Annotated in this window: 14 protein-coding genes and 4 tRNA genes; 4 read left to right on the forward strand and 14 right to left on the reverse strand. The window is 36.9% G+C overall.

The genetic code is table 11. The annotated features are described in order from the left end of the window. Positions 1–39: 39 nt before the first annotated feature. The 8 genes from tuf to lpxC form a co-directional block, all read right to left on the reverse strand. The gene (tuf, locus tag DAY19_RS04010) at positions 40–1,230 is read right to left on the reverse strand and encodes an elongation factor Tu (RefSeq protein WP_114705878.1); all 1,191 of its coding nucleotides are present in this window, start codon (positions 1,228–1,230) and stop codon (positions 40–42) included. A 234-nt stretch (positions 1,231–1,464) separates the two neighbouring features. Continuing rightward, positions 1,465–1,539, reverse strand: a tRNA-Thr gene (locus DAY19_RS04015). A gap of 80 nt (positions 1,540–1,619) precedes the next feature. Next, positions 1,620–1,695 (reverse strand) — tRNA-Gly (locus tag DAY19_RS04020). 56 nt (positions 1,696–1,751) lie between these two features. Then, positions 1,752–1,837, reverse strand: a tRNA-Tyr gene (locus DAY19_RS04025). Between the two features lie 16 nt (positions 1,838–1,853). Further along, positions 1,854–1,930 (reverse strand) — tRNA-Thr (locus DAY19_RS04030). 70 nt (positions 1,931–2,000) lie between these two features. Further along, positions 2,001–2,756 carry a TrmH family RNA methyltransferase gene (locus tag DAY19_RS04035; protein ID WP_114705890.1) on the reverse strand — a complete coding sequence of 252 codons (756 nt, stop codon included), beginning with the start codon at positions 2,754–2,756 and terminating at the stop codon, positions 2,001–2,003. Further along, positions 2,756–4,474 (reverse strand): proline--tRNA ligase, encoded by a 1,719-nt coding sequence (locus tag DAY19_RS04040; protein ID WP_114705891.1) that lies wholly within the window; start codon positions 4,472–4,474, stop codon positions 2,756–2,758. Before DAY19_RS04040 ends, DAY19_RS04035 begins: the two co-directional genes overlap by 1 nt. A 111-nt stretch (positions 4,475–4,585) precedes the next feature. Then, positions 4,586–5,503 (reverse strand): UDP-3-O-acyl-N-acetylglucosamine deacetylase, encoded by a 918-nt coding sequence (gene lpxC / locus DAY19_RS04045; protein WP_114705892.1) that lies wholly within the window; start codon positions 5,501–5,503, stop codon positions 4,586–4,588. A 226-nt stretch (positions 5,504–5,729) separates the two neighbouring features. Here lpxC and DAY19_RS04055 point away from each other — a divergent pair, with 226 nt between their 5' ends. Then, complete coding sequence (locus DAY19_RS04055) at positions 5,730–6,152, forward strand: PaaI family thioesterase (protein WP_114705894.1); 423 nt, start codon at positions 5,730–5,732, stop codon at positions 6,150–6,152. Between the two features lies 1 nt (position 6,153). Here the strand turns inward: DAY19_RS04055 and DAY19_RS04060 are convergent, their stop codons facing one another. From DAY19_RS04060 to DAY19_RS15205, 6 genes are read right to left on the reverse strand one after another with little or no spacing between them, the layout of a single operon-like run. Next, positions 6,154–7,377 (reverse strand): amidohydrolase family protein, encoded by a 1,224-nt coding sequence (locus DAY19_RS04060; protein WP_114705895.1) that lies wholly within the window; start codon positions 7,375–7,377, stop codon positions 6,154–6,156. Continuing rightward, complete coding sequence (locus tag DAY19_RS04065) at positions 7,378–8,124, reverse strand: hypothetical protein (protein ID WP_114705896.1); 747 nt, start codon at positions 8,122–8,124, stop codon at positions 7,378–7,380. It lies immediately after the preceding gene. Continuing rightward, on the reverse strand, positions 8,114–9,106 hold the full coding sequence (gene ruvB / locus DAY19_RS04070) for a Holliday junction branch migration DNA helicase RuvB (RefSeq protein ID WP_114705897.1): 993 nt from the start codon (positions 9,104–9,106) through the stop codon (positions 8,114–8,116). Before ruvB ends, DAY19_RS04065 begins: the two co-directional genes overlap by 11 nt. After that, positions 9,107–9,760 (reverse strand): Holliday junction branch migration protein RuvA, encoded by a 654-nt coding sequence (ruvA, locus tag DAY19_RS04075; protein WP_114705898.1) that lies wholly within the window; start codon positions 9,758–9,760, stop codon positions 9,107–9,109. It lies immediately after the preceding gene. A 5-nt stretch (positions 9,761–9,765) separates the two neighbouring features. Beyond that, positions 9,766–10,305 (reverse strand): crossover junction endodeoxyribonuclease RuvC, encoded by a 540-nt coding sequence (gene ruvC, locus DAY19_RS04080; RefSeq protein ID WP_114705899.1) that lies wholly within the window; start codon positions 10,303–10,305, stop codon positions 9,766–9,768. 29 nt (positions 10,306–10,334) lie between these two features. Beyond that, positions 10,335–10,508 (reverse strand): hypothetical protein, encoded by a 174-nt coding sequence (locus DAY19_RS15205; RefSeq protein ID WP_158536777.1) that lies wholly within the window; start codon positions 10,506–10,508, stop codon positions 10,335–10,337. A 64-nt stretch (positions 10,509–10,572) separates the two neighbouring features. Between DAY19_RS15205 and DAY19_RS04085 the strand changes: the two genes are divergently transcribed. From DAY19_RS04085 to gcvH, 3 genes are read left to right on the forward strand one after another with little or no spacing between them, the layout of a single operon-like run. Beyond that, positions 10,573–11,436 (forward strand): bifunctional 5,10-methylenetetrahydrofolate dehydrogenase/5,10-methenyltetrahydrofolate cyclohydrolase, encoded by an 864-nt coding sequence (locus DAY19_RS04085; protein WP_114705900.1) that lies wholly within the window; start codon positions 10,573–10,575, stop codon positions 11,434–11,436. Between the two features lie 15 nt (positions 11,437–11,451). Continuing rightward, entirely contained in the window at positions 11,452–12,522 is a 1,071-nt protein-coding gene (gcvT, locus tag DAY19_RS04090) for a glycine cleavage system aminomethyltransferase GcvT (RefSeq protein ID WP_114705901.1), read from the forward strand. Beyond that, positions 12,522–12,902, forward strand: coding sequence for a glycine cleavage system protein GcvH (gcvH, locus tag DAY19_RS04095; RefSeq protein WP_114705902.1), 381 nt, complete (start codon positions 12,522–12,524; stop codon positions 12,900–12,902). The genes gcvT and gcvH overlap by 1 nt, the downstream gene beginning before the upstream one ends. The last annotated feature ends 182 nt before the right edge of the window (positions 12,903–13,084 follow it).

Genomic DNA, 13,084 nt, shown 5'->3' on the forward strand with positions numbered 1-13,084 from the left:
ACCAAGTGGTCCCCCTCTATATCTTCAATAGAAAATTTATTAGTCTAGAATTTCAGATACTGTACCAGCACCAATTGTTCTACCACCTTCACGGATCGCGAACTTAAGACCTTTTTCCATCGCAATTGGAGTAATTAAATCTACTGCGAATGAAGTATTGTCTCCTGGCATTACCATCTCAACTCCGTCTGCAAGTGTAATATCACCTGTTACGTCTGTTGTTCTGAAGTAAAATTGTGGTCTATAACCTTTGAAGATTGGAGTGTGACGTCCACCTTCATCTTTTGAAAGGATATATACTTCACAGTTGAACTTCGCGTGTGGAGTTACTGATCCTGGCTTAACTAGACACTGACCACGTAGTACTTCTTCACGCTTTACACCACGTAGAAGTAGACCAACGTTATCACCTGCACGACCTTCGTCAAGAAGCTTTCTGAACATCTCAACACCTGTTACAGTTGTCTTAGTTGTTTCTTTAATACCAACGATTTCGATTTCTTCGTTTACCTTGATAATCCCTCTTTCAACACGTCCTGTACAAACTGTACCACGTCCTGAGATTGAGAATACATCTTCTACTGGCATTAGGAAGTCTAGATCTGTTGCTCTAGCTGGAGTTGGGATATACTCATCAACTTGTGCCATAAGCTCTAGTACTTTATCTTTACCAATTGCATCGTCTCTCATTTCAAGAGCTGCTAGTGCCGAACCAGCTACGATAGGAATATCGTCACCTGGGAAGTCGTAAGAAGATAGAAGCTCTCTTACTTCCATTTCTACTAGCTCAAGTAGTTCTTCATCATCTACTTGGTCTACTTTATTTAAGAATACTACGATCGCTGGTACACCTACCTGACGTGCAAGAAGGATGTGCTCTCTTGTTTGTGGCATTGGCCCATCAGCCGCTGAACAAACTAAGATTGCTCCGTCCATTTGTGCTGCACCTGTAATCATGTTCTTTACATAGTCAGCGTGACCTGGACAGTCTACGTGTGCGTAGTGTCTTGTTGCTGTTTCATACTCAATGTGTGAAGTATTGATTGTAATACCTCTAGCTTTTTCTTCTGGTGCCGAATCGATTTCGTCGAATTTTCTTACGTCACCACCAAGTGCGTTCGCTAGTGTAATTGAAATTGCCGCTGTAAGAGTTGTCTTACCGTGGTCAACGTGCCCGATCGTACCAATGTTTACGTGGGGCTTACTTCTGTCAAAAGATTCTTTTGCCATGACTTAAGTCTCCTTAAAAAAGTTAAACAAAACCCTATTAGTTTGTCTTTATAAGCTATTTTTGAGTTGTAAGTATCGGATAAATTCAGAATAGATTCAACATAAAAAAAATGCCATCACTATAAAAACCGTACTTACAAATTTTATTTTCTCAAATTGATAACATAAAATTCTTGGATTGCCAGTAAAATCTATACTTAACAGCACAAAAAACGACAATTTAACTTAATTTAATGGAGCTCACGACGGGATTTGAACCCGTGACCTCTTCCTTACCAAGGAAGTACTCTACCCCTGAGCCACGCGAGCATCACAAGATGTGTACAGAGATTTTAATTGAAAACTTAGAAAAAAGGCAAAAAAAAAGCTCCCAAAAGGGAGCTTTTTAATGGAGCGGGCGACAAGGTTCGAACTTGCGACATTCAGCTTGGAAGGCTGACACTCTACCAACTGAGTTACGCCCGCATAAGATTTATCTTTTATAGCCTTTTAAAAATTATCTGTAAAGATATTTTTTAAAATGGTGGCGAGAGATGGATTCGAACCATCGAAGGGATACCCCGACAGATTTACAGTCTGTTGCCTTTGGCCACTCGGCAACCTCGCCACAATCGTAGTAAAAATGGAGCTGGCAATAGGACTCGAACCTACGACCTGCGGTTTACAAAACCGCTGCTCTAGCCAACTGAGCTATGCCAGCCCAAATTTCCTGCGATGGAAATAAGTTATAAAAGAGAACAAAAAATTTGGCAAGTTTTTTTTAAATAATTTTAAGAAAAAACTTTCTCCATCGCTATCGCTGCAGCAACAGAAACATTCAAGGACTCAATCTTTCCTATTGGTTCTAAACGAATTTTTTTCTCTAATAATCGTACAGAAGCGTGTGATAGACCTCTATCTTCCGCTCCTAGCACTAAACATTTGATTCCTGCTATTTCACCAATTTCATTATCATCTGTATGTTCTGTAAGTCCTACAGGTGTCACTCCTCGTTTTATTAGAGCAGATAAGAATTTTGGTAGTGAATTACATTTTACTATTTCAATATACTCAAGTGCACCAGAAGCGATTCTGGCCATTGAAGGTCCAATATTAAAATTATTTTTAACAGCAAAAACAATATGTGAAACATTATAAAATGCAGCTGTACGCATAATTGCTCCAGCATTATGTACATCAGTTACACCATCAAGGCATAATATTTTAACTTCTTCACCAGCATCTATTGCATCAAAAAGAGGTTTCGTTTCTGAAATACTCTTAGCGGAACTTACAAGAAGTACACCAGAAGGAACTCTTGAGTATTGGAAGTCTTCTTTAGCGTAGAGCTCTTTAGCAAGCTCTTGAACCTTATGTGAAGAAACAAGTTTTATATTTAAACCATCTAATTCATGCTTTTTGAGCCCTCCCATTTTATTGAGTTTTTCTAGCCCTTCTTCGCATGCGATAAGTTCTACTGTTGTTCTTTTAGGATTGCGAATTGCATGTACAATTGAATGAACACCAACAATTAAATCTTGTTCCATTACAGTTCCTTTAGTAACTCATTCACTTTAGATATTAAGTCTTCTTGAGACACTTTTATTTTTTCGCCAGAGCGACGTATACGAATCTCAAGCATACCATCTTCTTTATGATCTCTTTCACCAAGTACAACCTGGAGAGGTAAACCAAGTAGATCTGCATCCTTAAACTTAAATCCTGGTCCTGCCTTGCGGTCGTCATAGACAACTTCAAGACCACTGTTGATTAGTGTTTTATATAGTTCGTTTGCTTTTTCTTTGTATTCTTCGGATTTTACAATCGCTACAAATGAAACATTATAAGGTGCTATAGCGGCCGGCCAAATGATTCCATTCTCATCATGGTTCTGCTCAATTGCAGCAGCAACTAAACGAGTTACACCTATTCCATAGCATCCCATAAGTGGTGCCATGGCCTTACCATTTTGATCTAAGATGGTAGCATCCATTCCCTTTGTATACTTATCTCCAAGTTGGAAGATATGACCAACTTCAATCCCTCGCTTTAATTCAACTTGATGCTTTCCATCAACAGTATAATCACCAGAGCATGCCAACCTTAGATCTGCTGTTTTAATTTGTTTAATAACTTCTTTTGGAACAAAGTTTTCTAAGTGCATATCAAGTTTATTAGCACCAACAACATATGCAGCATTTAGATCAACCTGAGTATCAAATACAATATCAAGGTTTGAGATTTCAACAGGACCAATAAATCCCTTAATAAGGCCAAGGGCCTTAAGTTCAGTGTCTGTAGCAGTCGTCACTTCATAGCCAGGATATACTTTTTCAAGTTTCAGCTCATTGAGCTCATCATCACCTAATAAAAGAACAAGAATAAACTTTTCTTCTTCATCATTTCTAGCTTTATAGACAAGTGATTTTAAAGAATGAAACTCATTCTTTTTTAAGAATTCACAAACTTCTTTAATTGTTGCTTTTCCAGGTGTCGACACTTCGGCCATACTTCCTGTTTTAGCAGCACTTTCAACTTTTCGTATTGTTTTAGCAGTTTCAATATTTGCGGCGTAATTTGCTTCATTTGAATAGATAATTGCATCTTCACCTGAATCAGCAATAACTTGAAATTCATGTGTTTTTGCATCACCATCGGCCATTGCACCACCATCTGCTACGACGGCAGAGAATTCTAGTCCAAGACGATTAAAAACATTTTCATAAGCTTCATACATTCTGTCATATACTTCATCTAAACATTCTTTTGTTGCATGAAAAGTATATGCATCCTTCATTATAAATTCACGGCCACGCATTAGCCCAAAACGAGGTCTGATTTCATCACGAAATTTTGTATTAATTTGATAAAGAGATAGAGGTAAATCTTTATATGACTTAATTGTTTTTCTAAAGACATCTGTGATGGCCTCTTCATTTGTTGGAGAAATACAAAGATCGCGATCAGCCTTATCTTTGAACTTAAGCATTTCACCGCCCATCTTTTCCCAACGTCCAGTTTCCTGCCAAAGTTCACCTGGAGTAACTACAGACATGAGCATTTCATAGCATCCAGCCTTATCCATTTCCTCACGAACAATTTGTTCAACCTTGCGAATCGAACGATATCCCATTGGTAGATAATTATATAATCCAGCAGCTGACTTATGAATCAAACCTGCTCTCATCATTAATTGGTGTGAAGCGATCGTTGCATCAGCTGGTACTTCTTTGTAAGTTTGCCAAAATCCCTTTGATAGAATCATGTAAATCTCTCTTTTTATTAATACGAAAAAACGTAAGATAATGAAAATTCAATATCATTGTACACGTGGTTGATCACGCTTTAAATGCTAAAATATTTTTATATAGACTGATTAGAATGACGGCGCAAGGGCCATGGGTAGATCAAATGCCTGTACTGCTTCTTTCTCTAAAGTAGTAGCTGAAACGATTTCGTAGGCATCTGGTGTTTCTAAAAGCTTACGACAAAGCACGTTGTGAACGTGGTGACCTGACATATAAGTAGTTATTTTTCCGGCAATTTCATAACCTAAAAGACTAATATCACCAATTGTATCAAGAATTTTATGTCTCACAAATTCATCGTTAAAACGAAGCCCATCAGGATTCATTACTTTGAAGTCATCAAGAACAACTGCATTATCGAGAGAGCCACCCTTAATTAAACCTTTTCTCTTAAGCATATCGACATCTCTTAAGAATCCAAAAGTACGTGCTCTTCCAATTTCATTTATATAATTTTCACAAGTAAACTCAAATTCTTTACGCTGTGTCTTAATAATAGGATGTTTAAAGACAATAGTTGAGTCAATTATTAGCTTTTCACAAGGCTCTATTCTTGCCCATTTTTCGCCAACTTTAACTTCCACTGGCTTTGTAACTACTAGAAATTTCTTCGTTTTATGTAATTGTTGGATACCTGTCTCTTTAATGACATATAAGAAAGAGGCACCTGATCCATCCATTGTAGGAACTTCTGGCCCGTCAATTTCGATAAAACAATTATTAATACCAAAACCGTAGAGAACAGAAAGTAAGTGCTCAACTGTGTGAACTGCGCCCGCACCAGAACCAATAGCAGTATTATTCTCAGTGGCCCCAACTGTCGTAGCAGTCGCCTTTAGGATCTCTGAGTCCTTAATATCTGTTCTTTTAAATGAAATACCAGAATCTGCTTGAGCTGGATGCAGAGTCATAGAAACCTTCTCACCAGAATGGATTCCAATTCCCGTAATCGTAACTGTCTTAGCAATAGTTCGTTGGTTTAACATTTAAATTCACCTAATATTAAGTACTTCATTCCATTTTAAACTTTGCAGCAATATATGGCAAGTATCGTCAAATACCAGCAAAATATTACCAAATCTACCATGTTAAAGCTTTTTGTAACAAAAATTAACCAAGCCTTCCACTCTTTTAATAATAACCCTAAAATAAATGCATATGATAAAACAATATTAGCTTATCTAAATATAACACGTTCAAAAGGTTTTATTTATGAATATATGGAATGAAGAATTCGAATTAAGTGACGTAAACAAGTTCAACAAAGGCTGTTGTGTCGAGCATCTCGATATTAGAGTGACAGACTTTGGTGATGATTATCTCGTAGCAACAATGCCAGTCGATGAGAGAACAAGGCAACCATATGGCGTCCTTCACGGAGGGGCAAGCTGTGTTTTAGCAGAATCTGTTGGCTCTATCGCTTCTAATTTAGTACTGGATTCTTCTAAGTACTATGCTGCAGGACTTGAGATAAACGCCAATCACGTTAGGCCAGTTCAAAGTGAGCTCGTTACGGCCAAGGCCAAAGTTGTCCATCTGGGAAAATCAACTCATATCTGGGATATCCGCATTACAGACGAGAAAGACAAATTAGTATGTATCTCTCGTCTGACAATGGCAGTTATTAAAAAATAGCTTATTTTTTTAAAAGACGTGTAGGCATTTCAAACGCTTCATCTGTGAGTTTTTCTCCAGTTTTGGGATGCCTTACTGTTCTTAATGCCACAAAGTGGAATAAGAGAGGATTGATTGAATAGATCTCGTTAAGAATATCTCTTTCCTCTTCTGTAATAAATCCTTTTTCAACCAGATCAGTAGTTCGATAGATCCAATTGATTGCAGGTAGTGGATAATCAGAACCATACATTACACGTGAATGAAATTGCTTATTCTCAATCATTTCAATTAAAGGCTGGCTTAGTCTTTCGTAGATAATTAATGCCGATAAGTCAGTGAATAAGTTCTTTTCATATTTCTTTTCTTTGAAAAGACGCCAAAATAGATCTGAACATTCTGCTTGTACTCCACCGTTATCCAGATCGGCACACTTACCTCTTGAGGCGGCATGAGAGATAATTACATCGATTCCCATATCAAGTGCAGGACGAAGACGAAGAGGATTACCAAGCTCTTGAAACTTATCTCCTTCAACGGCCTTTTCTTCACCTGCATGAGAGATCAGTGTCATGTCATATTTTTTCATCATCTTATAAAAAGGAAGAACTTTTTTATTTGATGGATCAATCCCCATGGCATTTGGAAGCCATTTTACAAATCGAACACCTTGAGCGGCCCATTTTTCAAGCTCCTCAAGTGCATCCTGACGATATGGATGAATCGAAGCAACCATTTTAAAATTGACAGGATTTTCTTTTACAACTTTAGCGATATATTCATTTGGAACATAAAACTCTGAGTGTTCTAAATCTATCGTGCCATCTAATTTATAGTGATAATCAAAAGCTAAAGCGTATGCTGGAATGAAATGAGGCTGATATCTCATCAATTCAGTTAAGCGTGCAATATATTGCTCATCGGCTTGTGATTCATCATCAACACCAGATGCCGTCATATAAACATTAAATCGATTATACTTAGACAGGTGATTAAACCAATCTTTCATATGCGGGTTAACCCAAATGCCACTGCCACTATTTCCAAGGCCAACAATGTGTAAGTGAGTATCTCTTAATTTTTTTAAGTCTATTCCATCATATGACTTTTCGATGAATTCTCTTACGTGTTTAGGAAGCTTTTCGTATTCACTTGGTTCATAATCAAAATCTCCACCAAGCTTCCCATAGAGCAATGAACATGATGTCATTAATAGTGCGAGTGCAAGTAATAAAATTTTCTTCATTTAAAATAACCTTAAACCTTTCTTATAATCATATTTCAATTGTAGTAGCATACTGAAGTGATTGCGGTTAAATCGATCACGATTCCCACCAAGAACCACATCATAAGTCCACTTTTCTTTTTTAAATTGATTTAAAAAACCAACAAATGTTTTATCCTGTTTTGTTTTTTCAGACCAAGTACGAAAATGAATAATTCCAAATGTGTACTTATCACTATATTGATATGCGATGATATTTCTCATGATGTTTACAATATCATCTGATTGGATCTCAAGTGTATGAAGGGCATTTGCTACCTCACCCTTAAAGTCGTAATCAAAGTAATCTCGTTGATAATCATTAATCATGACGAATTTCTTATATCCGAGAACACTATCAACTCTTAAATAAGAACGAGTTCCATCAGAGTCACAAACCTGAACATCACAATCAAAAGTATCTAACTCTTTTGAAGAGCGATAAACTTGTTCTGATCCTGCTACGAAACCAAGAATTGAAATTGGAAAGAATTCAATCTTTCCACCAATCGTATTAATGGTTCCACTTGTCGTAAAATAAGCGGCCTCGCGAAGAAAGCCATAGATTTGATCATTATGGCGCCAAAGCTCCTGGTTAGCTCCACCTTCAATACGAGCGGCAGCACCTAGGGCATAGGAGCGAAATCCAGCTCCAGCGTGGAGATCATATGTTGCTTGTGAATTTAGGGATAAAAAAACTAAAACTAAGATAAAAAACTTATTTTTCATTAATCAACTCTTTTGCAATTTGTGAGATCTCGCGACCTCTTGGCGTACGTATTAAAAATCCTTCCTTAAGTAAGAAAGGCTCATAGACATCTTCAATTGTGGAACGATCTTCTGCGAGAGTCGCACAAAGAGCTTCAATACCAACTGGCCCGCCACCATAGTATTCTTGAATCACTTTTAAAATTCTTCGATCCATACGATCAAGTCCACGTTCATCAATTTCCATCATTTCAAGAGATTTCTTTACGTCATTTATATTTACATGTGATGAATCACGAACAATAGCAAAGTCTCTTACTCTTCTAAGAATTCGATTGGCAATTCGCGGAGTTCCCCTTGAGCACCTTGCCATTAAAAGCTCAGCGTCTTCATCAATTCCCAAGCTTAATTTCTTTGCATTATTAGAGATAATTTTAGCTAACTCTTCAGGTTGATAAAAATCAAAATGAAAGTGGGCCATAAAACGATCTCGAAGAGGATTTGATAATAAACCTGAACGAGTTGTTGCCCCAATTAAAGTAAAGGGAGCAATATCAATTTGCATTGTTCGTGCCGCAGCTCCATCTCCAATTACAATATCAAGTCGATAGTCTTCCATCGCTGAGTAAAGTATTTCTTCGACTGAGATATGCATGCGATGTATTTCATCAATAAAGAGAACATCTCTTGCTTCTAAATTAGTTAAGATAGCGGCGAGATCACCTTTCTTTTCAATGGCAGGTCCAGAGATAACGTGCAGATGACTCCCAAGTGCATTTGCAATAATCATGGCCAATGATGTTTTCCCAAGACCAGGAGGTCCCGATAAAAGAGCATGGTCCATAGACTGATTTCTCTTTACAGCAGAATTCACCATGACATCGATATTTTGAACAATCTTTTTTTGACCAATATATTCAGTAAAGTCTTTAGGCCTTAGAAGAACTTCTTTCTTTGTTTCCTCTTCACCTAGTTCAGGATCGAAAATTCGTTCATCAGACATTTAGACCTCTTTTAAAACGAGGTGAACTAATTGTTCAGCTCTAGTAATTTGATTCTCATCTAAGATTCTCTTAGCAAGAGGCATAACCTTATCTTCAGTAAAACCAAGTTCCTTACATGCCATTATGGCATCATTCATTAAAGCTGAATCATATGATGGTGTTGCATGAATTGTTTCTTCAATTATTTCGAGATTAAGAGTTGGCTGTATTACTGTATCTGGTACAGATGTAGCTGTTGCTGAAGCCTTAGAATACATTTTTATTTTTTGGGCTTTTCCACTTAAATCAAGAATGATTTGTGAAGCGGCCTTGGCACCAATGCCAGGAGCCTTTTGAAGTGTCTTCTTATTTTCAAAAAGAATTGCATCAATTATATTATCAACGCCAATACTCGTAACAAGAGCAAAGGCCCCTTTTGGACCTACACCTTTAACACTTAAGAGCATTTCAAATGCTTTCTTTTCACGAAGTGAACGAAAACCAAAAAGTTCCTCACTCGCCTCTTTAACAATATGAGAAATAAAAATTGCAGCAATTGAACCTTCCGGTAGAACGTGCTGAAAATAAATTTGGTGTCCGACACCTGAAGGTGAAAATAATATCAACTCGTTTCCGTCACTGAAAACGACTTCTCCTTGCAATAGTCCAATCATAAAACCTACTTAGAAAATACTTCTTTTAATGTACGCGCTTTTGTACGTGTTGATTTTCCCTTTATTTTTGCTCTTTGTCCACGATTCAACGCGTGACATAAGGCTATAGCAAGGGCATCTGACTCATCATGTGACTTAAATGTAATCTTGCCAAAAATCATCGATAAGGCCTTATCAACACCTTCTTTAGTTGCATGGCCATGACCAGTGACAGTAGATTTTATTAAGTTTGGTGAATATTCTGTGATTTTCCCCTGATACTTCTCAGACAGACCTGCGATAAGTGCTCCACGAGCTTGGGCCAATTTTGATAAAGCAGGGACGCTCTTTACATAGATAAGAGATTCAATTGAGATTTCATCAGGTTTGTGAAGTGAAACAATATCTTTAATTGACATCGAGATAGTAGCGAGACGATCGAGAAATTCCGGTATCTTATCAAATTTTAAGACACCCGAGTCAATGTATTTAAATTTTCGCCCCTCAACTTCAATCACGGCCCAACCAGTGGTACGAGATCCTGGGTCAATTCCAAGAATATACATAACTCTTAGTATAAACGAAAAATTCGAATTTACGAGCGATCTACGCCTTTTATCATATGACCGATATAAAATACTGCTGAGCCACCAATGAATTGATAAAGTTCGAGCATTTCATAATCACCTTTTTGCAATCCAGCAAAAAGACAGAGACCAACTGAGGCAAAACCTATTAATTGTAGTGCTAATCCTAACCAAAAAAACATAAATCAATGAATACGATGTAATTCTGAAATTGCCAATACTTAGTGTTAAAGATAATATAGATCGATGCAAAAAGAAGCTAAATTACTATATGCTCAGCCCGTTATTGAAAAACAGGTTGAAGTCCTCAAAGATGAGTGTAAATCCTTAAAGTCTAAGGGTATAACTCCTTGCTTAAAGGTAATCCTTGTTGGCAATAATCCAGGAAGCGTTATTTACACAAATAGTAAGAAAAAATTTGCAGAAAAAATTGGAGCTAGTTGTGAGATCATCAACCTCGATGAATCCACAGGAGAGGAAGAGTTTCTAAAAGTCGTAAACGAATTCAATAATGATGATTTGGTTCACGGTATTCTTATTCAACTCCCACTACCAAAAAGCTTATCTCAAATCGATACCACAGACCTTGTTGTTCCCCATAAAGATGTCGATGGTTTTCATTATGAAAATGTCGCTAAACTTTATCGTGGTCAACTTGGTGAGACATCCATGATTCCATGTACTCCAAAAGGAATTGTGACCATGGCCAAGTATTATGGAATTGATTTTGCAGGTAAAAATGTTGTTATTGTTGGAAGAAGTCTTATCGTAGGAAAGCCTCTTTCTCTTCTACTATCCAATTTAAATGCAACAGTAACTTTAGCTCACTCAAAAACACAAAACCTAAAAGATTTAACTAAAACCGCAGATATAATCGTCACAGCAATCGGTTCTCCAAAACTATTCACAAAAGAATATTTTAGAGATGATAATTCTCAGATAATTTTTGATGTTGGAATCAATCGCAGTGAAGATGGAAAATTATGTGGAGATTGTGACTTTGCTAATATCAAAGATCAAGTTGCAGCAATAACACCTGTTCCAAAAGGTGTAGGGCCAATGACAATCTTTAGTGTTTCACAAAACCTCATTAGCGCGGCCAAAAAATAAAATACAAGGACATTTATGAAACAAACATCCCTAACACAGGCCCATCGCGACCTAAAAGCAAAAATGGCAGACTTCGCTGGTTATGAAATGCCTATTCAATATGCAGGAGTAAAGGCAGAAGTTGAAGCTGTAAGAAATAATATTGGTGTCTTTGATGTCTCACATATGGGTGAATTCTTTGTTGAGGGTAAAGACGCTATCACATTTGTTGACTATATCTTAACTAATGATTTTGCTGGTGCGCAAACAGGTAAAGCTGTGTACTCACCTCTTTGCCGCGAAGACGGAACTGTAGTCGATGATCTTATTGCTTATAAATTGGCCGATGAAAAGATTATGATTTGTGTTAACGCTGCAAATATAGAAAAGGACTGGAGTTGGATTTCCTCAAAAACCGATGGCTTTGATATTTCATTAACAAATAAATCAGATGATTATTCCCTATTAGCGATACAAGGACCAAAGACTGAAAAGGTACTTGCTTCACTAGGTTTTGAGTCCGTTACGAATGCACAATACTACTCAGCTTACGAAAGTGAATGGAGTGGTTGCGACGTTATTATGGCACGAACTGGATATACAGGAGAAGATGGTTTTGAAATTTTTGGAGGCCATGAAACAATTAAGAAATTATGGTCACAGCTTTTAAATGCTGATGTAACTCCATGTGGACTTGCATCTCGTGACGTGCTTAGACTAGAAGTATGTTATCCACTTTACGGCCATGAACTGAATGATGAGCTGACACCACTTGATGCGGCACTTAAATGGACTGTTAAACTTAAAAAAGAAAAGTTTATTGGAAAAGAAGCATTAGATGGATTAACTTCAAAGTATCGTCTAGTGAAGTTATCAATTGATAAAGGTATACCTAGAGAAGGTTATCCTATTTTAAATGAGCAAGATGAAGTTATTGGAAAAGTTACAAGTGGAACAATGTCAGTAACAAACTCCCAAGGTATCTGTCTTGGACTCGTACAAAGAGAACGTTTTCCAGAAAATAAAAAATTTAAAATACAAATTAGAAAGAATATTATAGATACTAATTACCATACAAAACCATTTGTTAGCGGAGGACATAAATAATGAACAACATTCCAACAGAACTAAAATATACTAAAGAACATGAGTGGGTAAAAGCAGAAGGTGATATCGTAACTGTTGGTATTACAGACTTCGCACAAAACTCTCTTGGTGATATTGTTTTCGTTGAACTTCCAGAAGTAGGACAAGAGTTTTCAAAAGATGATACTTTTGGTGTAGTTGAATCAATCAAGTCAGCAAGTGATCTTTATCTTCCAGTATCAGGTGTTGTAACAGAAGTTAATGAAGAGCTTCCTGATGCACCAGATAGTCTTAATTCTGATCCATATGATTCATGGATGGTTAAAGTAAAAATGACAAATCAAGATGAGTTAAGTGACCTTTTAAGCAACGAAGATTACGAATCTCTGTGTCAAGAATAATTATTAGAAAATAACTTTTTCTATCATATCAAGGCCCTCTTATAGAGGGCTTTTTTGTATTTCAAACACTTACAAATTCAACATAAAAAATATTTCCATTACCACAATTTTTTCCTTTACGAATGAATGCTAAGGCCTCATACTCCCAATTCTCACTGATATCGAATAAATTGAGACGGGTA

The organism is Halobacteriovorax vibrionivorans (assembly GCF_003346865.1).
Taxonomy (GTDB): domain Bacteria; phylum Bdellovibrionota; class Bacteriovoracia; order Bacteriovoracales; family Bacteriovoracaceae; genus Halobacteriovorax_A; species Halobacteriovorax_A vibrionivorans.